Origin of the sequence: Pseudomonas sp. W15Feb9B, from assembly GCF_000828175.1 — a bacterium.
GTDB lineage: Bacteria > Pseudomonadota > Gammaproteobacteria > Pseudomonadales > Pseudomonadaceae > Aquipseudomonas > Aquipseudomonas parakoreensis.
Genome location: NZ_JTKF01000042.1, coordinates 1 through 20,909, shown reverse-complemented (window position 1 = coordinate 20,909; position 20,909 = coordinate 1). Strand labels below are relative to the sequence as shown.

The 20,909-nt window shown below is 61.6% G+C and carries 16 protein-coding genes; 9 read left to right on the top strand and 7 right to left on the bottom strand.

The window, feature by feature from the left end; all coding sequences use genetic code 11:
• The first annotated feature begins 5 nt into the window (after positions 1–5).
• The 9 genes from murD to lpxC all read left to right on the top strand — a co-directional run bounded on the left by murD (position 6) and on the right by lpxC (position 10,485).
• A complete protein-coding gene (gene murD, locus OC71_RS21385; RefSeq protein WP_041073149.1) occupies positions 6–1,352 on the top strand; it encodes a UDP-N-acetylmuramoyl-L-alanine--D-glutamate ligase in 1,347 nt (448 codons plus the stop codon).
• Positions 1,349–2,566 (top strand): putative lipid II flippase FtsW, encoded by a 1,218-nt coding sequence (gene ftsW / locus OC71_RS21380; RefSeq protein ID WP_003228018.1) that lies wholly within the window; start codon positions 1,349–1,351, stop codon positions 2,564–2,566. Before murD ends, ftsW begins: the two co-directional genes overlap by 4 nt.
• Positions 2,556–3,626: an undecaprenyldiphospho-muramoylpentapeptide beta-N-acetylglucosaminyltransferase gene (gene murG, locus OC71_RS21375; RefSeq protein ID WP_041073147.1), complete on the top strand. Its 1,071-nt coding sequence runs from the start codon at positions 2,556–2,558 to the stop codon at positions 3,624–3,626. The genes ftsW and murG overlap by 11 nt, the downstream gene beginning before the upstream one ends.
• Entirely contained in the window at positions 3,619–5,079 is a 1,461-nt protein-coding gene (gene murC, locus OC71_RS21370; RefSeq protein WP_007961634.1) for a UDP-N-acetylmuramate--L-alanine ligase, read from the top strand. Before murG ends, murC begins: the two co-directional genes overlap by 8 nt.
• Complete coding sequence (locus OC71_RS21365) at positions 5,076–6,050, top strand: D-alanine--D-alanine ligase (protein ID WP_041073145.1); 975 nt, start codon at positions 5,076–5,078, stop codon at positions 6,048–6,050. The genes murC and OC71_RS21365 overlap by 4 nt, the downstream gene beginning before the upstream one ends.
• A 4-nt stretch (positions 6,051–6,054) precedes the next feature.
• On the top strand, positions 6,055–6,921 hold the full coding sequence (locus OC71_RS21360) for a cell division protein FtsQ/DivIB (protein ID WP_041073143.1): 867 nt from the start codon (positions 6,055–6,057) through the stop codon (positions 6,919–6,921).
• A gap of 15 nt (positions 6,922–6,936) precedes the next feature.
• Positions 6,937–8,196, top strand: a complete 1,260-nt coding sequence (ftsA, locus tag OC71_RS21355) for a cell division protein FtsA (RefSeq protein ID WP_003228014.1) — start codon at positions 6,937–6,939, stop codon at positions 8,194–8,196.
• A 68-nt stretch (positions 8,197–8,264) separates the two neighbouring features.
• Positions 8,265–9,461, top strand: a complete 1,197-nt coding sequence (gene ftsZ, locus OC71_RS21350) for a cell division protein FtsZ (protein ID WP_003228013.1) — start codon at positions 8,265–8,267, stop codon at positions 9,459–9,461.
• A 112-nt stretch (positions 9,462–9,573) separates the two neighbouring features.
• Complete coding sequence (gene lpxC, locus OC71_RS21345) at positions 9,574–10,485, top strand: UDP-3-O-acyl-N-acetylglucosamine deacetylase (RefSeq protein ID WP_007961638.1); 912 nt, start codon at positions 9,574–9,576, stop codon at positions 10,483–10,485.
• Between the two features lie 176 nt (positions 10,486–10,661).
• Here the strand turns inward: lpxC and OC71_RS21340 are convergent, their stop codons facing one another.
• The 7 genes from OC71_RS21340 to OC71_RS21310 all read right to left on the bottom strand — a co-directional run bounded on the left by OC71_RS21340 (position 10,662) and on the right by OC71_RS21310 (position 20,685).
• Positions 10,662–12,170 carry a sensor domain-containing diguanylate cyclase gene (locus tag OC71_RS21340; protein WP_041073141.1) on the bottom strand — a complete coding sequence of 503 codons (1,509 nt, stop codon included), beginning with the start codon at positions 12,168–12,170 and terminating at the stop codon, positions 10,662–10,664.
• A gap of 195 nt (positions 12,171–12,365) precedes the next feature.
• Positions 12,366–13,682: an OprD family porin gene (locus OC71_RS21335; RefSeq protein WP_041073139.1), complete on the bottom strand. Its 1,317-nt coding sequence runs from the start codon at positions 13,680–13,682 to the stop codon at positions 12,366–12,368.
• A 196-nt stretch (positions 13,683–13,878) separates the two neighbouring features.
• On the bottom strand, positions 13,879–14,100 hold the full coding sequence (locus tag OC71_RS21330; protein WP_027612176.1) for a hypothetical protein: 222 nt from the start codon (positions 14,098–14,100) through the stop codon (positions 13,879–13,881).
• A 287-nt stretch (positions 14,101–14,387) separates the two neighbouring features.
• Positions 14,388–15,752, bottom strand: coding sequence for a heavy metal sensor histidine kinase (locus tag OC71_RS21325; RefSeq protein WP_041073137.1), 1,365 nt, complete (start codon positions 15,750–15,752; stop codon positions 14,388–14,390).
• Positions 15,742–16,419, bottom strand: a complete 678-nt coding sequence (locus tag OC71_RS21320) for a heavy metal response regulator transcription factor (RefSeq protein ID WP_007916978.1) — start codon at positions 16,417–16,419, stop codon at positions 15,742–15,744. Before OC71_RS21320 ends, OC71_RS21325 begins: the two co-directional genes overlap by 11 nt.
• Positions 16,420–16,426: 7 nt before the next feature.
• Entirely contained in the window at positions 16,427–19,528 is a 3,102-nt protein-coding gene (locus OC71_RS21315; RefSeq protein WP_041073133.1) for a multidrug efflux RND transporter permease subunit, read from the bottom strand.
• A complete protein-coding gene (locus OC71_RS21310; RefSeq protein WP_041073130.1) occupies positions 19,525–20,685 on the bottom strand; it encodes an efflux RND transporter periplasmic adaptor subunit in 1,161 nt (386 codons plus the stop codon). The genes OC71_RS21315 and OC71_RS21310 overlap by 4 nt, the downstream gene beginning before the upstream one ends.
• Positions 20,686–20,909 lie beyond the last annotated feature (224 nt).

The window sequence follows — 20,909 nt, the reverse complement described above, 5'->3', positions numbered from 1 at the left end:
AACGAGTGTCTCTGATCGCTTCTGACCACTTCCGCATCGTTGTCGGCCTCGGCAAGAGCGGCATGTCCCTGGTTCGCTTCCTGGCGAACCGGGGCGTGTCGTTTGCCGTCGCCGATACGCGGGACAATCCACCGGAACTGGCCACGCTCAAGCGTGACTATCCGCACGTGGAAGTGCGTTGTGGCGAGCTGGACGTCGAATTCCTGTGCCGTGCCGACGAGCTCTACGTGAGCCCCGGCCTGGCGCTGGCGACCCCGGCCCTGCAAGCCGCTGCCGCCCGTGGCGTGAAAATGTCCGGCGATATCGAGCTGTTCGCGCGTAACGCGCGGGCGCCGATCGTGGCCATCACCGGTTCCAACGCGAAAAGCACCGTCACCACCCTGGTTGGCGAGATGGCGGCTGCGGCCGGCAAACGCGTCGCGGTGGGCGGCAACCTCGGCACGCCGGCGCTGGACCTGCTCAGCGACGACGTCGAGCTGTACGTGATGGAGCTGTCGAGTTTTCAGCTGGAAACCACCGACCAGCTCAACGCCGAAGTGGCCACTGTGCTGAACATCAGCGAAGACCACATGGACCGCTACAGCGGCCTGCCGGCCTATCACCTGGCCAAGCACCGGATCTTCCGTGGCGCGAAGCAGTTCGTGGTCAACCGTCAGGACGCACTCAGCCGTCCGCTGATCGGCGAGGGCCAGCCGTGCTGGACCTTCGGCCTGAACAAACCGGATTTCAAGGCCTTCGGCCTGCGCGAAGAAGACGGCGAGAAATACCTGGCCTTCGAATTCCAGAACCTGATGCCGGTGCGCGAACTGAAAGTGCGCGGCGCGCATAACCAGGCCAATGCCCTCGCGGCGCTGGCGCTGGGGCATGCGGTCGGCCTGCCGTTCGACGCCATGCTTGATGCCCTGCGTAACTTCACCGGCCTCGAACACCGCTGCCAGTGGCTGCGTGATCTCGATGGCGTCGGTTACTACAACGATTCCAAGGCCACCAACGTCGGCGCCGCACTGGCCGCCATCGAAGGCCTCGGTGCGGACATCGACGGCAAGGTCGTGCTGATCGCTGGTGGCGACGGCAAGGGTGCCGAGTTCAACGACTTGCGCGATCCGGTGGCGGCCAACTGCCGCGCCGTGATCCTGATGGGCCGCGACTCCGACAAGATCGGCGCAGCCATCGGTGACGCCGTGCCGCTGATTCGCGCCACCTCGCTGGTCGACGCCGTTGCGCAATGCCGCGCGGTCGCCCAACCGGGTGACGTGGTGCTGCTGTCGCCGGCCTGCGCCAGTTTCGACATGTTCAAGAATTACGAAGACCGTGGTCACCAGTTCGTCCGCGCCGTGGAGGATCTGGCATGAGCCTGCGCAATATCATCAAGCCGTACCCGTCGCCGATCATTACCGGCCGTGGCATCGACCTCGACTTCCCGATGCTCGCCGGCTGCCTGGCGCTGCTGGGCCTGGGCCTGATCATGATTGCCTCGGCCTCCACCGAAGTGGCGGCGGCGCAGTCGGGCAGCGCGCTGTACTACATGATTCGCCATCTGATCTATGTGGCGCTGGGCCTGGGTGCCTGCATCATCACCATGATGATTCCAATCGCCACCTGGCAGCGTCTGGGCTGGATGATGCTGATCGGTGCATTCGGTCTGCTGGTGATGGTGATCGTCCCCGGGATCGGCCGTGAAGTGAACGGGTCGATGCGCTGGATCGGTTTCAGTTTCTTCAACGTTCAGCCGTCCGAGATTGCCAAGGTGTTTGTGGTGATCTACCTCGCCGGTTATCTGGTGCGTCGGCAGAAAGAAGTGCGCGAGAGCTGGATGGGCTTCTTCAAGCCGTTCATCGTGCTGCTGCCAATGGCGGGCCTGTTGCTGATGGAGCCGGATTTCGGTGCCACCGTGGTAATGATGGGGGCTGCGGCGGCGATGCTGTTCCTTGGCGGGGTCGGGCTGTTCCGCTTCTCGCTGATGGTGGTGCTGGCAGTCGGAGCCGTGGTGTTGCTGATCCAGATGCAGCCTTATCGAATGGCGCGTCTGACCAACTTCGCTGACCCATGGGCCGACCAGTTCGGTGCCGGTTATCAGTTGTCGCAGGCGTTGATCGCCTTCGGTCGCGGTGAGTGGTTGGGTGTTGGCCTGGGCAACAGCGTGCAGAAACAGTTCTACCTGCCGGAAGCGCACACCGACTTCGTGTTCTCGGTGCTGGCCGAAGAGCTGGGCGCCGTCGGTTCGCTGTGCACCGTTGCGCTGTTCGTCTTCGTGTGTATTCGCGGCATGTACATCGGTCTGTGGGCGGAGAAAGCAAAGCAGTTCTTCGCCGCTTATGTGGCTTACGGCCTGTCGTTCCTGTGGATCGGTCAGTTCCTGATCAACATCGGCGTGAACGTCGGCCTGTTGCCGACCAAGGGCCTGACGCTGCCGTTCCTCAGTTATGGCGGCAGTTCCCTGGTGATCTGCTGCGCCTGCCTTGGCCTGTTGCTGAGGATCGAGTGGGAGAGTCGGACCCACCTGGGCAGTGAAGAGATGGAATTCCATGAGAGCGACTTCGCCGAGGAGCCGAACCATGGGCGCTAACGTATTGATCATGGCTGGCGGCACCGGCGGCCACGTGTTCCCGGCGCTGTCCTGTGCCCGCGAATTCCAGGCACGCGGTTACACCGTGCACTGGCTCGGCACGCCACGCGGGATCGAAAACGATCTGGTGCCGGCTGCAGGTCTTGAACTGCACCGCATCAATGCCACGGGTTTGCGTGGCAAGGGCAAGCTGTCGCTGCTCAAGGCGCCGTTCATGTTGCTCAAGTCGGTGTGGCAGGCGCGGGCGGTGATTCGCAAGCTGCGTCCAGTCTGCGTGGTCGGCTTCGGTGGTTATGTGACCGGGCCTGGCGGGATTGCCGCGAAACTGGCCGGTGTTCCGGTGATCGTTCACGAACAGAACGCCGTGGCCGGCACCGCCAATCGGTTGCTGGTGCCGTTCGCCGCCCGGGTGTGTGAAGCGTTCCCCGACACCTTTACTCTGTCGGACACCCGCCGTACCACCGGAAACCCGGTGCGCAGCGAGCTGTTCCGCGAAACATCGCGACCGGCTCTGGCCGGGCGCAAAGCGCGTTTGCTGATCCTCGGCGGAAGCCTGGGCGCAGAACCGTTGAACAAGTTGCTGCCTGAAGCCTTGGCGCAAGTCCCTGCCGATTTGCGTCCGGAAGTGTTTCATCAGGCCGGCAAAAACCACGATGAAGTGACTGCAGAGCGCTACCGCGCCGCCGGCGTGGATGCGCAGGTGCAGCCGTTCATCAAAGACATGGCCCAGGCCTATGGCTGGGCTGACCTGGTGGTGTGCCGCGCTGGCGCGCTGACCATCAGTGAGCTGGCCGCCGTTGGTCTGCCCTCGATGCTGGTGCCTTTGCCCCACGCGATCGACGATCACCAGACCCGCAACGCCGATTATTTGGCCCGTGAAGGCGCTGCCTTCGTGATGCCGCAAAGAACGACTGGTGCCGCGGACCTTGCCGCGCGCCTGACAGAGGTCTTGATGCAACCGCAACGACTCGAAGAAATGGCCCAAGCGGCCCGCCGTCTGGCCAAACCCGATGCCACCCGTAGCGTGGTCGATACCTGTCTGGAGGTGGCCCATGGTTGAGAATCAGAAAGCCATGCCACAACCGGAAATGCGCCGTATCCGTCGTATCCACTTCGTCGGTATCGGCGGCGTGGGCATGTGCGGCATCGCTGAAGTGTTGTTGAATCTGGGCTATGAAGTGTCCGGTTCCGACCTGAAGGCTTCGCCGGTGACCGAGCGTCTGGAATCGTTCGGCGCGCACATCTATATCGGCCACCGTGCCGAGAACGCTGCCACCGCCGACGTACTGGTGGTCTCGAGCGCTGTGAACACTTCCAACCCGGAAGTGGCGACCGCCCTTGAGCGTCGTATCCCGGTGGTGCCGCGTGCCGAGATGCTCGCCGAGCTGATGCGCTACCGCCACGGCATCGCCGTCGCCGGTACGCATGGCAAAACCACCACCACCAGCCTGATCGCTTCGGTGTTCGCGGCCGGTGGCCTGGATCCGACCTTCGTCATCGGTGGCCGTCTGAACGCGGCGGGTACCAATGCCCAGCTCGGCACCAGCCGCTATCTGATCGCCGAAGCCGACGAAAGCGATGCGAGCTTCCTGCACCTGCAACCGCTGGTGGCGGTGGTTACCAACATCGACGCCGACCACATGGCGACCTACGACGGTGACTTCAACAAACTGAAGAAAACCTTCGTCGAGTTCCTGCACAACCTGCCGTTCTACGGTCTGGCCGTGATGTGCCTGGACGATCCGGTGGTGCGTGAAATCCTGCCGCTGGTCAAGCGTCCGACCGTGACCTACGGCTTCAGCGAAGACGCCGACGTGCGCGCGATCAATGTGCGCCAGCAAGGCATGCAGACGTTCTTCACCGTGCTGCGTCCTGACCGCGAGCCGCTGGATGTTTCCGTGAACATGCCGGGCAACCACAACGTGCTCAACTCGCTGGCGACCATCTGCATCGCTACCGACGAAGGCGTCAGTGATGAAGCTATCGTTCAGGGCCTGTCCGGGTTCCAGGGCGTTGGCCGACGCTTCCAGGTCTACGGCGAACTGCCGGTGGACGGCGGCAACGTGATGCTGGTCGACGACTATGGTCACCACCCGACCGAAGTCGCGGCGGTGATCAAAGCCGTGCGCGGTGGCTGGCCGGAGCGCCGTCTGGTGATGGTCTACCAGCCGCATCGTTACAGCCGCACCCGCGATCTGTACGACGATTTCGTCAATGTACTGGCCGATGCCAACGTGCTGCTGCTGATGGAAGTCTATCCGGCCGGCGAAGAGCCGATCCCGGGCGCGGACAGCCGCAAGTTGTGCAACAGCATCCGTCAGCGCGGTCAGCTCGACCCGATCTACATCGAGCGCGGTGTCGACCTCGCGCCGCTGGTCAAGCCGCTACTGCGTGCCGGCGACATCCTGCTGTGCCAGGGCGCCGGGGATATCGGCGGTCTCGCGCCGAAGCTGTTGAAAAGTGAATTGTTCGCCGGCGCCGTGGCGGCGTCGGTCGAGGGGAAGTTGAAATGACTGCTGCCTACGCCAACCTGTTCTCCACCATCGCGCCGAAAGACTTCGGCCGGGTCGCCGTGCTGTTCGGTGGCATGAGTGCCGAGCGTGAGGTTTCGCTGAAGTCCGGTAACGCTGTGCTCGACGCGCTGCAAAGCGCGGGTGTGGACGCGTTCGGGATCGACGTCGGCGAGGATTTTCTGCAGCGTCTGCTGAGCGAAAAGATCGACCGTGCGTTCATCATTCTCCACGGTCGTGGCGGTGAAGACGGCTCCATGCAGGGCCTGCTCGAATGCGCCGGCATTCCCTACACCGGCAGCGGCATCCTCGCCTCGGCACTGGCGATGGACAAACTGCGCACCAAGCAGGTCTGGCACAGCCTCGGGATTCCGACGCCGCGTCACGCCGTGTTGTGCAGCGAAGCCGATTGTATTTCCGCGGCGACGGAACTGGGCTTCCCTTTGATCGTCAAACCGGCGCATGAAGGTTCAAGTATCGGGATGGCCAAAGTGAGTTCTGCGTCCGAGTTGATCGACGCATGGAAAGCGGCCAGTACCTACGATTCGCAAGTCTTGGTTGAACAATGGATTCAAGGTCCGGAGTTCACCATCGCCACCCTGCGTGACCAGGTGTTGCCTCCTATCGCCCTGGGTACACCGCACACGTTCTACGACTACGACGCCAAGTACATCGCCAACGATACCCAGTACCGCATTCCGTGCGGGCTGGATGCCGCCAAGGAACAGGAACTCATGGATCTCACGGCCAAGGCCTGTGAGGCGCTGGGTATTGCCGGTTGGGGCAGGGCGGACGTGATGCAGGACGCCGACGGGCAGTTCTGGTTCCTGGAAGTGAACACCGCACCGGGCATGACCGATCACAGCCTGGTGCCGATGGCGGCCCGTGCTGCCGGTCTGGACTTCCAGCAACTGGTTCTGGCCATTCTGGCTGCCAGTGTTGAAGGCTCCGGTCACACAGAGGCGCGAGGTTAAGACCATGCAAGGCGCTCAGCTCAGACATCAGCCACCCGCACCCGGCCGCAAGCCGGTGCCGCGCGGTGCCAGCCGAATGGTGGCCAAAGAGCCGATGTCTGCGCGCCTGCCGAAAGCCAATTTCGGCTTTCTGAAAAGCCTGTTCTGGCCAGTGCTGCTGGTGGCGTTGGGGTTCGGTACCTACGAAGGCGCGCAGCGTTTGCTGCCGTATGCCGATCGGCCGATCACCAAGATCGCCGTGCAGGGCGACCTGAGCTACATCAGCCAGCAAGCGGTGCAGCAGCGAATCGCCCCGTACGTGGCGTCGAGCTTCTTCACCATTGATCTGGCCGGCATGCGTACCGAGCTTGAGCAAATGCCGTGGATCGCCCACGCCGAAGTACGCCGGGTGTGGCCGGACCAGGTGGTGATCCGCCTCGAAGAGCAGCTGCCCGTGGCCCGTTGGGGCGACGAGTCGCTGCTCAACAACCAGGGCCAGGCGTTCACGCCCAAGGAACTGGCGAACTACGAACACCTGCCACAGCTGTTCGGCCCACAACGGGCCCAGCAGCAAGTGATGCAGCAGTATCAGGTGCTGAGCCAGATGCTCCGGCCGCTGGGTTTCTCGATCGCGCGTCTGGAACTGCGTGAACGTGGCAGCTGGTTCCTGACCACCGGTGCCGGTAGCTCCGGCCCCGGCATCGAGCTGCTGCTGGGACGCGGCAACCTGGTGGAAAAGATGCGCCGCTTCATTGCCATCTATGACAAGACGCTTAAAGACCAGATTACGAACATTGCGCGCATCGATCTGCGCTACGCCAACGGCCTCGCTGTTGGCTGGCGGGAACCAGTAGCGCCGACGACAGCCCAACCCGCTGTCGCAAAGAATTAAGAAGAGGCAGGACCCATGGCAAACGTGCAAAGCGGCAAAATGATCGTCGGTCTGGATATCGGCACCTCCAAGGTGGTGGCGCTGGTAGGCGAGGTCGCGGACGACGGCACGCTGGAAATCGTCGGTATCGGTACTCACCCGTCCCGCGGCCTGAAGAAGGGCGTGGTGGTGAACATCGAGTCGACCGTGCAATCGATCCAGCGCGCGATCGAAGAAGCCCAACTGATGGCGGGCTGCCGCATTCACTCGGCGTTCGTCGGCGTGGCCGGCAATCACATCCGCAGCCTGAACTCCCACGGCATCGTGGCGATTCGTGACCGCGAAGTGAGCTCGGCTGACCTGGAGCGTGTACTTGACGCTGCCCAGGCCGTGGCGATCCCGGCTGACCAGCGCGTGCTGCACACCCTGCCGCAGGATTACGTGATCGATAACCAGGAAGGCGTCCGCGAGCCTCTGGGCATGTCCGGCGTGCGTCTGGAAGCCAAGGTTCACGTGGTCACCTGCGCCGTCAACGCCGCACAGAACATTGAAAAGTGCGTGCGTCGCTGCGGTCTGGAAATCGACGACATCATTCTCGAGCAACTGGCCTCGGCCTACTCGGTACTGACCGACGACGAAAAAGAGCTGGGCGTGTGCCTGGTCGACATCGGCGGCGGCACCACCGACATCGCGATCTTCACCGAAGGCGCGATCCGCCACACCGCGGTGATCCCGATTGCCGGTGATCAGGTGACCAACGACATCGCCATGGCGTTGCGCACCCCGACCCAGTACGCCGAAGAGATCAAGATCCGCTACGCCTGTGCCCTGGCCAAACTGGCCGGTGCCGGTGAAACCATCAAGGTGCCAAGCGTTGGCGACCGTCCACCGCGCGAACTGTCGCGTCAGGCCCTGGCCGAAGTGGTCGAGCCGCGTTACGACGAACTGTTCACCCTGATCCAGGCCGAACTGCGTCGCAGCGGCTACGAAGACCTGATCCCGGCGGGCATCGTCCTGACCGGCGGTACCTCGAAGATGGAAGGTGCCACCGAGCTGGCCGAGGAAATCTTCCACATGCCGGTGCGCCTGGGCGTGCCGCACGGCGTGAAAGGTCTGGATGACGTGGTGCGCAACCCGATTTATTCCACTGGCGTTGGCTTGCTGATGTACGGCCTGCAGAAGCAGTCCGACGGGATCTCGTTCTCGGGCATCGGCAGCCGCGACAGCTACAGCAACGATGAGCCACAGGCGCCGTTGCTGGACCGATTGAAGAAGTGGGTTCAAGGCAACTTCTAAAGCTTTACCGCAACACCGCTACAAAAATGCAGTAGGCGAAAAAACTAGAGAATGTAAGGAGAGGGAAAATGTTCGAACTCGTAGACAACATCCCCGCAAGCCCGGTAATCAAAGTTATCGGTGTTGGCGGTGGCGGCGGCAACGCTGTCAACCACATGGTCAAGAGCAACATCGAAGGCGTTGAATTCATCTGCGCCAACACGGATGCTCAAGCGCTGAAAAACATCGGCGCGCGCACCATCCTGCAACTGGGCACCGGTGTGACCAAAGGCCTGGGCGCCGGCGCCAACCCGGAAGTCGGCCGTCAGGCTGCGCTGGAAGATCGCGAGCGCATCGCTGAAGTGCTGGCCGGCACCAACATGGTGTTCATCACCACTGGCATGGGCGGCGGTACCGGTACCGGTGCTGCGCCGATCATCGCCGAAGTGGCCAAGGAAATGGGCATCCTGACGGTTGCGGTCGTGACCCGTCCGTTCCCGTTCGAAGGCCGCAAGCGTATGCAGATCGCCGACGAAGGCATCCGCATGCTCTCCGAAAGCGTCGATTCGCTGATCACCATTCCGAACGAGAAGCTGCTGACCATTCTCGGCAAAGACGCCAGCTTGCTGTCGGCGTTCGCCAAGGCTGACGACGTACTGGCCGGTGCCGTGCGCGGTATTTCCGACATCATCAAGCGTCCGGGCATGATCAACGTCGACTTCGCCGACGTGCGTACCGTGATGAGCGAAATGGGCATGGCGATGATGGGCACTGGCTGCGCCAGCGGTCCGAACCGTGCACGTGAAGCGACCGAAGCGGCCATCCGCAACCCGCTGCTGGAAGACGTGAACCTGCAAGGCGCACGCGGCATTCTGGTGAACATCACCGCCGGTCCTGACCTGTCCCTGGGTGAGTACTCCGACGTGGGTAGCATCATCGAAGCCTTCGCTTCCGAACACGCGATGGTCAAGGTCGGTACCGTGATCGATCCGGACATGCGCGACGAACTGCACGTTACTGTGGTTGCCACCGGTCTGGGCGCGAAAATCGAGAAGCCTGTGAAGGTCATCGACAACACCGTTCACACCTCCATGGCTTCCGCTCAGGTTCAACAACCGGCTCCTGCGCGTCAGGAAGCTCCGGCGGTGAACTACCGTGACCTGGACCGTCCGACCGTCATGCGCAACCAGGCTCAGGCCGGTGCTGCGACTGCCGCGAAGATGAACCCGCAGGACGATCTGGATTACCTGGACATCCCGGCATTCCTGCGTCGTCAGGCCGATTGATGGAATGTATCAGGGCTATGACGGTGATTGGTGTTCAGCAAAGGCTCGGTCTGCTATTATCGCCAGCCTTTGTTGATACCAGTTCGCAATTTGCGCTGAAGCGGCCCAAGCCATGATTAAACAACGCACACTGAAAAATATTATCCGTGCCACAGGTGTAGGCCTGCATTCCGGGGAGAAGGTCTACCTGACCCTCAAGCCTGCGCCTGTCGACACTGGCATTGTGTTTTGTCGCGCTGACCTCGACCCTGTGGTGCAGATTCCTGCCCGCGCGGAAAACGTCGGTGAAACCACTATGTCGACGACGCTGATCAATGGCGACGTCAAAGTGGACACGGTAGAGCACTTGCTCTCGGCCATGGCTGGCCTGGGCATCGATAACGCCTACGTCGAGCTCTCCGCGTCCGAAGTCCCGATCATGGATGGCAGCGCTGGACCGTTCGTATTCCTGATTCAATCGGCTGGCCTGGAAGAGCAGGACGCCGCCAAGAAATTCATCCGCATCCTGCGTGAAGTGACAGTGGAAGACGGCGACAAGCGCGCCACTTTCGTCCCTTTCGAAGGGTTCAAGGTGAGCTTCGAGATCGATTTCGATCACCCGGTTTTCCGGGACCGCACCCAAAGTGCAAGCGTGGATTTTTCCAGCACTTCGTTCGTAAAAGAAGTCAGCCGCGCCCGTACTTTCGGTTTCATGAGTGACATCGAGTACCTGCGCAAGCACAACCTCGCACTCGGCGGCAGCGTTGAAAACGCGATCGTGGTGGATTCCGATGGTGTACTGAACGAAGACGGTCTTCGCTACGAAGACGAATTCGTGAAGCACAAGATCCTCGATGCGATTGGCGACCTGTACCTGTTGGGTAACAGCCTGATTGGTGAGTTCAAAGGCTTCAAGTCCGGTCATGCACTGAACAACCAACTGCTGCGCAAGTTGATTGAGCAGACAGATGCTTGGGAAGTTGTGACGTTCGAAGACGCCAGCACTGCACCGATCTCTTACATGCGCCCGGTTGCGGCAGTGTAAGTAAAAAACCTCTCTAGTTTTTTGAAGGCCATCCTCGGATGGCCTTTTTTTATGCCTGCGGTTTTTGTGTTGCCTGGGCTGGCCTCTTCGCGAGCAAGCTCGCTCCCACATTTGGAATGCGTTCCTTTGTGGGAGCGAGCTTGCTCGCGAAGAGGCCAGTTCAATCGCCGCAAAAATCAGCCAGCCACCACCACGCGATTGCGCCCACCTTCTTTGGCCTGATACAGCGCCTTGTCCGCCGCAAACAACAATTGCTCCAGCGACATCTCGACAGCCGATGTCCAAGTGCTGATACCGATACTGACGGTCATTGCCACGTCCGCGCCCTCGACCCTCGGCATCTGCTCCACCGCCTGACGAATGTGTTCAGCAATTTGCCGGGCACCGCTGCTGTCGGTTTCGGCGAGAATCACCGAGAACTCTTCGCCGCCGTAACGGGCGACCAGATCGCCGGGGCGGCGCACGTTCGCCGTGATCACCTTGGCCAGTTCGCGTAGCGCCTGGTCGCCGGCCTGATGCCCGTGACGGTCGTTGAACGCCTTGAAGTGGTCGGCATCGATCATCATCACCGACAGCGGCTTGCCCGAACGCTGGGCGCGGAACCATTCGTGGCGCAGCGACTGATCGAGCATCCGCCGGTTGGCCACGCCAGTCAGCGCATCGGTGGCAGCCAGTTGCGCCAGCTCGCGTTCGGCGCGCTGGCGCAAACGCAGCTCGCGGGCGAGCAGCCAGGTCAGCCACAGCAGCCCGGCACACAGCACGCCGGTGGCGCCACTGATCAACAGTGCCGTGCGCCGCCAAGTGCCGAACACCTCATCACTGGAGAGCGCGACCATCACCGTCAGCGGCAAGTTGCCGACCCGCGAATAGGTGTAAAGCCGTTGCTGATGGTCCATGCTCGAAGTGCTGGTGAAACTGCCGCTGCCATCCTTGTCGCCGAGAATCCGTACCACGTTGGGTCGGTTGCCGAAGCTCTTGCCGATGGAGTCGCTTTGCAGATGCGGCTTCTGCGCCAGCAGCACGCCGTCGCTGTTGATGATGTTCAGCGTGCTGTCTTTGCCGATGTCGAGGCTGTTGAACAACTGATCGAAGTAGTCGAGTTTCATCGACGCCACCGCCACTCCGGCGAATTCGCCGGTGTCCGAGGAGATCCGCCGACTGAAGCTGATGCGCCACTGATTGGCGTCGTCGCAATCGCAGCGAGTCTTGAATGGGCGGCTGATGAACATGCCGGTATCGCGGTTGAAGGCGTGGGCGAGAAAGTAATCACGATCGGCAAAGTTGCCCGGTTTGGGTTCGATCCGCGATGAGTCGGCAATCACATCGCCATGCTTGTCCAGCAGGAGAATGTCGCCCTTGAAGCGCGCGGTGGTCGAGCGGTCGAACAGCGCCAGATGGCGAATCTGCGGGGTGACGTCGCGCAAGTCATCGCGCTGGGCGGCGGCGATCAGGCCTTGCAGGGTCAGGTCGTACAACTCGACCGTGCGCAGGACGTCGGCGTCGATCAACTGGGCGATGGTGGTGGCACTGCGGGTGGCCGCTTCCTGAGCGTTGGCGTGCTCACGAATCAGCAGAAAAGTGACGATGCACAGAATCGCGATCACGGTCAGCGAACTGCCGCAGATCAGCAGCAATTCGGGGCGTCCGGGCTTGCCCGCCAGAGGTGGGGTACGGCTCGCGATCATGATGGGGCTTTCGATTGGGCTGAGACTTATAAGAGTAGTTGCACAAACACGGAACCGTCTGTGGCGAGGGAGCTTGCTCCCGCCGGGTTGCGCAGCGACCCCCTTGCTTTCGAGGAGGGGCCTGCTACGCAGTCCAGCGGGAGCAAGCTCCCTCGCCACAGGTTCTGCGCCAGTCGCGACTGACTTGAGGTGATGTTAGAAGACGTTGATTGGGTAGTCGACAATCACGCGGTATTCATCGGTGTCGGTATCGATCGCACCGTAGCCGTTGCCGCCACGGTTGGTCGCCCATTGCAGGCGCACCGCGAGATCTTTCGCCTGGCCGCTCTGCACCACGTATTTCAGATCGAGGTCGCGTTCCCAGTGCTTGGCGTTGCGACCGTCAGCGCTGTACCACGAGGCATAGCCTTTGCTGTCCGGATCGACCTTGGTCAGGTCCACGGTGCCACGCGAATAGGAAACTGCCGAAGTCAGGCCCGGCAGGCCGAGACCGGCGAAGTCGTAGGCGTACTTGAGCTTCCACGAGCGCTCGTTGGGGCCATTGAAGTCCGAGTACTGCTGCGAGTTGTCGAGGTAAACGCTATCACCCTGGCTGATGTAGTCGAACGGTGTGTTGCCGTTCACGCGCTGGTACGCAGCGGTGACGCTGTGGTTGCCGATGCCGACGGTGAAATGCAGGCTGTAGGTGTTGTTGTCGATGTTACCCAGCAGCGCGTCGCCGGTGTCCTGCGTGTGATAGAAGTGCAGGCCCGGGTTGAGGCTGACCAGATCGTTCAACTGCCAGGTGTAATCCAGGTCGTAGTAGTACTGGTTCCAGATGTCCTTCAGTTCAGCGGCATACAGATTGCTGGTCAGGCCTTCGACGCCGCTCCAGGACACGCCGGCCCAGTTCAGGTGGCGGCTTTCGTCGCCCTCGGCGAGTTTGCCGTACGAAGTGCCGATGCGCTGGCGACCGCTCTGGTTGTATGGCTTGGTGAAACTGGCCTGGCCACCTTCGAACATCCAGCCGTCGAAGCTGTGGTTGGTCAGGCTCACGCCACGAAAGGTCTGCGGCAACATGCGCGATTCACCGCCGGCAATCACCGGGTTGGTGAGGAACAGGTCACCGGCCTTCAGCTCGGTATCGAACGCGCGCATTTTCAACGTGCCGCCCGCGGTCGAGAACGAGCCTGGCGCTTTGCCGTTGCCATCGCTGATCGGCAGGATGCTCGAACCATCGGTACCGCCACCGCCGTCGAGCTTCAGCCCGAGCATGGCGTGGGCGTCGATGCCGAAGCCGACCGTGCCTTCGGTGTAACCCGACTGGAAGATCCCGAGAAAACCCTGGCCCCACTCGATGTTATCGTCCGTCTGCTGCAGGCGGTTGCGATTCATGTAGTAGTTGCGAGCGTTGAGGTTGAGGCTCGAGCCGTCGACGAAACCTTCCCTGGCGGCTTCGTCGGCATGGGCGGCGGGGGCAATCGTTGCGGCAATTGCAATGAACAACGGGGTGACGCTGACTGGGTAACGCACTTGCGATGGAGCTCCTTGGGTCAACTGACACTTCAATGTCTTGAGGTGCGGGATGTTTCTTGTTGTTACAGACGAACCAAACGGCTTTCAGACCACAACGAAAAAAGGCCGCTGAAAGGCAGCGGCCTGGAAGGACGACGGTTGAACGGGAAGAGCCAAACAACCGCGTCGAGGGAAATGTTTCGCGGTGCGCGACTCAGCTGTCTTTCTCGGCCGCTTGAGCCTGGGAAGTGGCGGCCTGTGGGGCTTGCGAGGCGTCTTGCGATTTGGCCATCACTTCTGCCTGAGATTGTTCGAAGGCGTGAGCGCGAGCGGCATTCTGCGCGACGAACGCTTGCGATTCTTCAGCCATCGCCATCGGCGACAGGATCAATGAGGACAAAACGAAAGCGCTGGCAATACCCATACTGTTGGACATCTTGAAAACCTTCTTGCTTGGCAAGTGCTGTTTGGTGCGGGCAAAGATAAGGTTGCCGAGCGTTGGGAAACAGCGTGATTTTCATAAATGACTGTTACAGCAAAAGCAAAGATCAACCGCGGGTGAACGCCATTCCTTGTGGCGAGGGAGCTTGCTCCCGCTGGGCTGCGAAGCGGCCCCAAACCCGTCAATCACATTCATTCAGACAAACTGTGTGTGCAGGATTTACGACTGCTGCGCAGCCGAGCGGGAGCAAGCTCCCTCGCCACAGGGATTTTGCTTTTCAGTTAAACGGGGAGGTAAATCCCGAAGGTATTCATCCCCCGATCACTGCGCACGAACACATCCCCACCATGCATCAGCGCAATCGCCTTGACGATCGCCAGCCCCAATCCATGGTTGTTGCCGCTGTTGCTGCGCGAGGCATCGACCCGGTAGAAACGCTCGAACAGTCGCGGCAAGTGCTCGCTGGCAATCGGCGATCCCGGGTTGGCCACGCCGATGCTGACCTGATGTTCCTCAACCTCGATCCGCACTTCGATCACCTTGCCGGGTTCGGTGTGCTGCACGGCGTTGCTCAGCAGATTGATCAATGCCCGGCGCAGATGTGCGATCTCGATTCGCACCTGCGCATCGCCACTGACGTGTACCTGCACCTGCGCGTCTTCAAGGATGAAATCCAGATACTCGAGCGTAGTCGCGACTTCATCGGCCAGCGACGTAGACGTCAGTTTGGTCGCCTTGCTGCCCTGGTCGGCGCTGGCGAGGAACAACATGTCATTGATGATCGAACGCAGGCGCTCCAGCTCTTCAAGATTCGACTGCAGCACTTCGAAGTAATGTTCGGCGGAGCGTCCGCGCGTCAATGCGACCTGGGTCTGGCCAATCAGGTTGGTCAGCGGCGAGCGCAGTTCATGGGCGACGTCGGCGTTGAACGATTCCAGCCGCGAGTAGGCCTGTTCGACCCGCTCCAGCGTGGAGTTGAACGAATCGACAAACTGCTCTAGCTCCGGCGGCAATGGCGACATCCGCAAACGTCCGGCCCGCAGGGGGGGCGCGAGGCGCTGGGCTTCGTCCGACAGTTTGATCAACGGCTTGAGGCCGATTCGCGCGACCCAGTACCCCAGCGCCGAGGCCATCAGTACACCGACAATCGCGAGGCTGACGAGAGCGATCAACAGTTTGTGTTGGGTCTCGTGGAACGTTTCGGTGTCGATGCCGATCATGAACCGCAGCGGCGGGCGCTGATCCTTGGCCGGCAACTCGGTGAGCAGCACTTTCAGCGGATAAGGATGTTCAGGCAACTGCAGATCATGCATGCCGGTCGGGCCTTGGGCGAAGGCGCGGATTTGCGCGTCCGGCGCGCCGTACTCGTAACCGGGAGCACCGCTGACCACCCAGAAACGGATGCGCTTGTCCTCTTCGCCGAGCAGCTTGAGCTTGGCGTTGATCTTCACCCAATGCTCGGGTGTGCCGTAACGATTGAGCGCCGATTCGAGCACACTGTAACGCGCATCCAGCTCGGCTTCCGGGAGCAGGCCCAGGCCCTTGTCGACCTGTTGATACAGCGCGCCGCCGATCAACAGAAACACCAGCAGCGCCACCAGGGTGAACATCCCGCTTAAACGCAGGGCAATCGAATTACTGGACACCACGGCTCTCCAGCACATAACCCATGCCACGAATGGTATGCAGCAGTTTCTCGTCGAACGGCCCGTCGAGCTTGGCCCGCAGCCGTTTGATCGCGACTTCGACGACGTTCGCATCGCTGTCGAAATTGATGTCCCAGACCATCTCGGCAATCGCGGTTTTCGAGAGGATTTCGCCTTGCCGGCGCGCCAGCACGCTGAGCAGCGAGAATTCTTTCGCGGTCAGGTCCAGGCGGGTGCCGGCACGGGTCGCCTTGCGGCTGATCAGGTCGATCCACAGGTCGGCGATGCTCACTTGCACCGGTTCATGCCCGCCGCTGCGGCGGGTCAGCGCCTGCAGGCGCGCCACCAGCTCGAGGAAGGAAAACGGCTTGCCGAGGTAATCATCGGCGCCGTCACGCAGGCCCTTGATGCGGTCTTCGACGCGCTCACGGGCGGTGAGCATGATCACCGGAGTCTGCTTGCGCGCGCGTAACGCACGCAGTACGCCAAAGCCGTCCAGGCCCGGCAACATCACGTCGAGGACGATCACCGCGTAGTCGCTTTCCAGCGCCAGGTGCAGGCCTTCGACGCCATCGCGGGCCAGGTCCACGGTGTAACCCTGTTCCGTCAGACCGCGGTGCAGATAGTCCGCGGTTTTTTCCTCGTCTTCGATAATCAGAACGCGCATGACCGCCTCAGTCTGTAGTCGCCAATGCCGTCGTGGGCACAGGTTTGGGCCTGTGGAACAGCCGCTCAAGCCACAAGTATATGACCGGCGTGGTAAACAGCGTCAGCATCTGGCTGACCAGCAAACCGCCCACCACCGCGATTCCCAGCGGCTGGCGCAGTTCGGCGCCGGTGCCATAACCGAGCATCAGCGGCAGGGCACCCAGCAGGGCGGCGAGGGTGGTCATGATGATCGGCCGGAATCGCGTCAGGCACGCCTCGTAAATCGCATCCTGCGGCGGCAAGCCGCGATTGCGCTGCGCCTCGAGGGCAAAGTCGATCATCAGGATGCCGTTCTTCTTGACGATACCGATCAGCAACACCAAGCCGATCAACGCCATGATCGAAAAGTCCTGGCCGCAGATCCACAGCATGATCACCGCACCGAGACCGGCCGCCGGCAGGGTCGAGATGATGGTCAGCGGATGCACGAAGCTCTCATAAAGCACGCCGAGAATGATGTACACCGCCACCAGCGCTGCGAGAATCAGCCACGGCTGACTGGCCAGCGAACTCTGGAACGCCTGCGCCGCGCCCTGGAAATTGCCGCTGATCGCGGTCGGCATGCCGATTTCGGCCTTGGCCTGATTGAGCAGAATCACCGCGTCGCCCAAGGCCACGCCGGGCGCGAGGTTGAACGACAGGTTGGCGGCGGGGAACATACCGTCATGGGCAATCGACAGCGGGCCGATGGTCGGTGCATCGAATTTGGCCAGCGCCGACAGCGGCACCATCTCGCCGCTCAACGGCGAGCGCAGGTAGAAATAATTGAGGCTTTCGGCCTTGCCGCGTTGCTTGGTGTCCAGTTCCAGAATCACGTTGTACTGGTTGACCTGGGTCTGGAACTCGTTGATCTGGCGCTGCCCGAAGGCGTCGTACAGCGCTTCGTCGACATCGCTGGCGGTCAGGCCGAAACGCGCGGCGGCGCTGCGGTCGATGCTGATGTGGGTGATGCTGCCGCCCAGTTGCAGGTCGTTGGAAATGTCGCGGAACGCCGGGTTGCTGCGCAGCTTTTCGGTCAGACGCTGGGTCCAGGTGGCGAGGGTTGCGCCGTCATTGCTCTTGAGCACGTATTGGTACTGCGCGCGGCTCGGGCCGGAACTGAGGTTGATGTCCTGGCCGGCGCGCAAGTACAGGACGATGCCCGGAACCTTCATCAGTTGCGGACGAATGCGGTCGATGAACTGGCTGGCCGAGACATCGCGGTCACCGCGTTTTTTCAAAGCAATCCAGAAGCGGCCGTTGGCGATGGTCTGGTTGCTGCCGGACACACCGACCGAGTGCGAGAACGCCTGCACGGCCGGATCGGCGGCGACGATTTCGGCCATCGCCAGGTGTTTTTTCACCATGTCGCCGTAGGAGATATCCGCAGCAGCTTCGGTGGTGCCGAGGACGAAACCGGTGTCCTGCACCGGGAAAAATCCCTTGGGGATAAAAATGTAACCGGCAATCGCCAGCGCCAGGGACAGGCCGAACACGCCGATCATCAGTTTCTGGTGGGCGAGGGCACGGCGCAGACCCTTTTCGTACCAGGCCAGCAAGCGTTCGCTGAAGCCCGGTTTGTCGTGGGCGTGGTGCACCGGTTTGCGCATGAACAGCGCGGCCAGCGTCGGCGCGAGGGTCAGCGACACCACCACCGAAATCAGAATGGTCGAGGTTGCGGTCAGGGCGAATTCCTTGAACAACCGCCCGACCACACCGCCCATGAACAGCAGCGGAATGAACGCCGCCACCAGCGAGAAACTGATCGAGACCACGGTGAAGCCGATTTCGCCGGCACCTTTGACCGCCGCCTCGCGCATGCTGTCGCCGGCCTCCAGATGCCGGTGGATGTTCTCCACCACGACAATCGCATCGTCCACGACAAACCCGACGGCCACGACAATCGCCACCAGCGTCAGGTTGTTCAGGCTGAAGCCCAGCAGATACATCAGGGCGAAACTGGCGGTCAGCGACACGCCGAGTACCGCCGAGACGATCATGGTCGCCGACAACTGGCGCAGGAACAGCGCCATCACTGCCACCACCAGCAGAATCGCGATCAGCAGAGTGATCTCGACTTCATGCAGCGAGGCGCGGATGGTCTGGGTGCGGTCGATCAGGGTTTTCACCTGCACCGAGGCCGGGAGCATGGCTTCGAGGCCGGGCAGGGCGGCTTGAATGCGGTCGACGGTTTCGACGATGTTGGCGCCGGGCTGGCGCGAGATCACCAGGTTCACCCCGGGTTGATCACCGGCCCAGGCCTGCACGTAGGCATCTTCCGAGCCGTTGACGACTTTGGCGACATCGCGCAGGTGAACCGGGGCGCCGTCCTTGTAGGAAACGATGAGTTGGCTGTAGTCCTCGGGGTGGAACAACTGGTCGTTGGTCGACAGCGTGGAGATGCTCGATTCGCCGTACAACGCACCTTTGGCGAGGTTGAGGCTGGTTTGCTGGATCGCCAGACGAATGTCGGCGAGGGTCAGGCCGATCGCCGCCAATTTGTCCGCCGAGGCCTGCACACGGATCGCCGGACGTTGCTGACCGGTGATGTTGATCTGGCCTACACCGTCGATCTGACTGATCTGACGCGCCAGCAGGGTTTCCACCAGGTCGCTGAGTTCAGTGCCGGGCATTTGCGTCGAGCTGACGCTGAGGATCAGTACCGGGCTGTCGGCCGGGTTGACCTTCTTCCACGTCGGCAGCGTCGGCATGTCCTTGGGCAGTTTGCCGGCGGCGGTGTTGATTGCGGCCTGGACTTCCTGGGCGGCGGTGTCGATGCTCTTGTCTAAGGTGAATTGCAGGGTCAGCAGACTGGAGCCGAGCGCGCTGCTGGAAGTCATCTGTGTCATGCCGGGGATGGCGCTGAATTGCACCTCCAGCGGCGTGGCCACGGACGAGGCCATGGTGTCGGGGCTGGCGCCAGGCAACTGCGCCGAGACCTGAATTGTCGGAAATTCCGCTTCCGGCAGTGGGGCAATCGGCAGGCGCGGGAAGGCAATCACCCCGACCAGCACCAGCGCGATGGTCAGCAGAATCGTCGCGACCGGGTGATCGATGCACCAGGTGGAGACGCCTGTGTGCTGCTTCATGGCTTGGGCTCCGCTTGCACCACCTGCGGCGGCTCGCTCATGACCTGCACGGTAGAGCCGGGTTTGAGCCGTGACTGGCCGTCGCTGACCAATTGATCACCAGCCTTCACGCCTTTGATGATGTCCTGGCCGCTGCCTTGATAAACCATCTGCACCTGCACGGCTTCGACCTTGTCGCCGTTCACGCGATAGACAAAGTGCTGATCGAGACCGCGCTGGACGACGGTGGGCGGCACCACCAGCGCATCCTTGTCCAGCGCCGTCTGAATTTTTACCGTCACCAACAGGCCCGGCCAGAGTTTCTGGCTGGCGTTGTCGAACTCGGCCTTGGCGCGGATGGTGCCGGTGTTGGCGTTGATCTGGTTGTCGATCAGGGTCAGGTGACCTTCGCCGAGCAGGTTGCCGGTTTCGCCATCGGTGTCGGCGCCGATGTAGGCCTTGACCTGAGCGTGCTGCGGGTCGTTGATCAGGCCCTGCAGGGTCGGCAGCATTTGCTGCGGCAGCGAGAACTCCACGGCAATCGGGTCGATCTGGGTCACGGTGAACAGGCCGGCGGTGTCGGTCATGCGCAGGAAGTTGCCTTCGTCGACTGTACGAATACCGACGCGGCCGGTGACTGGTGAGCGGATCTGCGTGTAGGAAAGTTGTACCTGCGCCGCGTCAATCGAGGCCTGGTTGCCTTGGGCGGTGGCCTTGAGTTGGTTGACCAGGGCCTGTTGCTGGTCGTAGGTCTGCTTGGAGACGCCGTCGTCGACGCTGAGCAGTTTGTAGCGCTTGAGGTTGACCAGGGCGACTTGCAGTTGTGCCTGGCTTTCGCCCAGTTGCGCGCGGGCCTGGTCAAGGCTGGCGCGGATCGAGCGGTCGTCGATGGTGGCGAGCAGGTCGCCTGCTTTGACCAGTTGGCCTTCCTTGACGAGGATTTTGGTGAGGATACCGTCGACTTGTGGGCGCACTACGACGCTGTGTAATGAGAGGACCGAGCCGATGCCGCTGGTGTAGCGGGGGACGTCTTTTTCGCTGACCGTGACGACGCGGACCGGGATGGCGGTCGGGGTGGCCAGTTTGGTCGGGGCGGGTTTCAGGGCGTACCACAGACCTGCGCCTGCAAGGACGATCAACAGGATGGCGAGCAGGGCTTTGTTTTTTTGGATTCGCATGCGGGGTGGGCGCCGGACGGAGTTTGGGCAGGGTTGTTGTCTTTATAAACCTGTCTGCAGGTCAGGAGGGTGACGGCTGGCTGTCAGCGCTGTCAGTTTCGCCGGGGTGTATATCCGTTTCTGCGGTAACGGCGGCTTATGGTTTCGCCCTTACGGCGACTCACTTTTTTTACAAACGCCTAAAAAAGTAAGCAAAAAAACGCTTGGGTATGACTCACCCACAT

Coding starts and splice junctions, on each gene's coding strand:
- OC71_RS21365 (WP_041073145.1), top strand. CDS start 5,076: ATGACTGCTGCCTACGCCAACCTGTTCTCCACCATCGCGCCGAAAGAC.
- ftsA (WP_003228014.1), top strand. CDS start 6,937: ATGGCAAACGTGCAAAGCGGCAAAATGATCGTCGGTCTGGATATCGGC.
- murC (WP_007961634.1), top strand. CDS start 3,619: ATGGTTGAGAATCAGAAAGCCATGCCACAACCGGAAATGCGCCGTATC.
- ftsZ (WP_003228013.1), top strand. CDS start 8,265: ATGTTCGAACTCGTAGACAACATCCCCGCAAGCCCGGTAATCAAAGTT.
- OC71_RS21340 (WP_041073141.1), bottom strand. CDS start 12,170: ATGATCGCGAGCCGTACCCCACCTCTGGCGGGCAAGCCCGGACGCCCC.
- OC71_RS21315 (WP_041073133.1), bottom strand. CDS start 19,528: ATGAAGCAGCACACAGGCGTCTCCACCTGGTGCATCGATCACCCGGTC.
- OC71_RS21310 (WP_041073130.1), bottom strand. CDS start 20,685: ATGCGAATCCAAAAAAACAAAGCCCTGCTCGCCATCCTGTTGATCGTC.
- OC71_RS21320 (WP_007916978.1), bottom strand. CDS start 16,419: ATGCGCGTTCTGATTATCGAAGACGAGGAAAAAACCGCGGACTATCTG.
- murG (WP_041073147.1), top strand. CDS start 2,556: ATGGGCGCTAACGTATTGATCATGGCTGGCGGCACCGGCGGCCACGTG.
- lpxC (WP_007961638.1), top strand. CDS start 9,574: ATGATTAAACAACGCACACTGAAAAATATTATCCGTGCCACAGGTGTA.
- OC71_RS21360 (WP_041073143.1), top strand. CDS start 6,055: ATGCAAGGCGCTCAGCTCAGACATCAGCCACCCGCACCCGGCCGCAAG.
- OC71_RS21330 (WP_027612176.1), bottom strand. CDS start 14,100: ATGTCCAACAGTATGGGTATTGCCAGCGCTTTCGTTTTGTCCTCATTG.
- ftsW (WP_003228018.1), top strand. CDS start 1,349: ATGAGCCTGCGCAATATCATCAAGCCGTACCCGTCGCCGATCATTACC.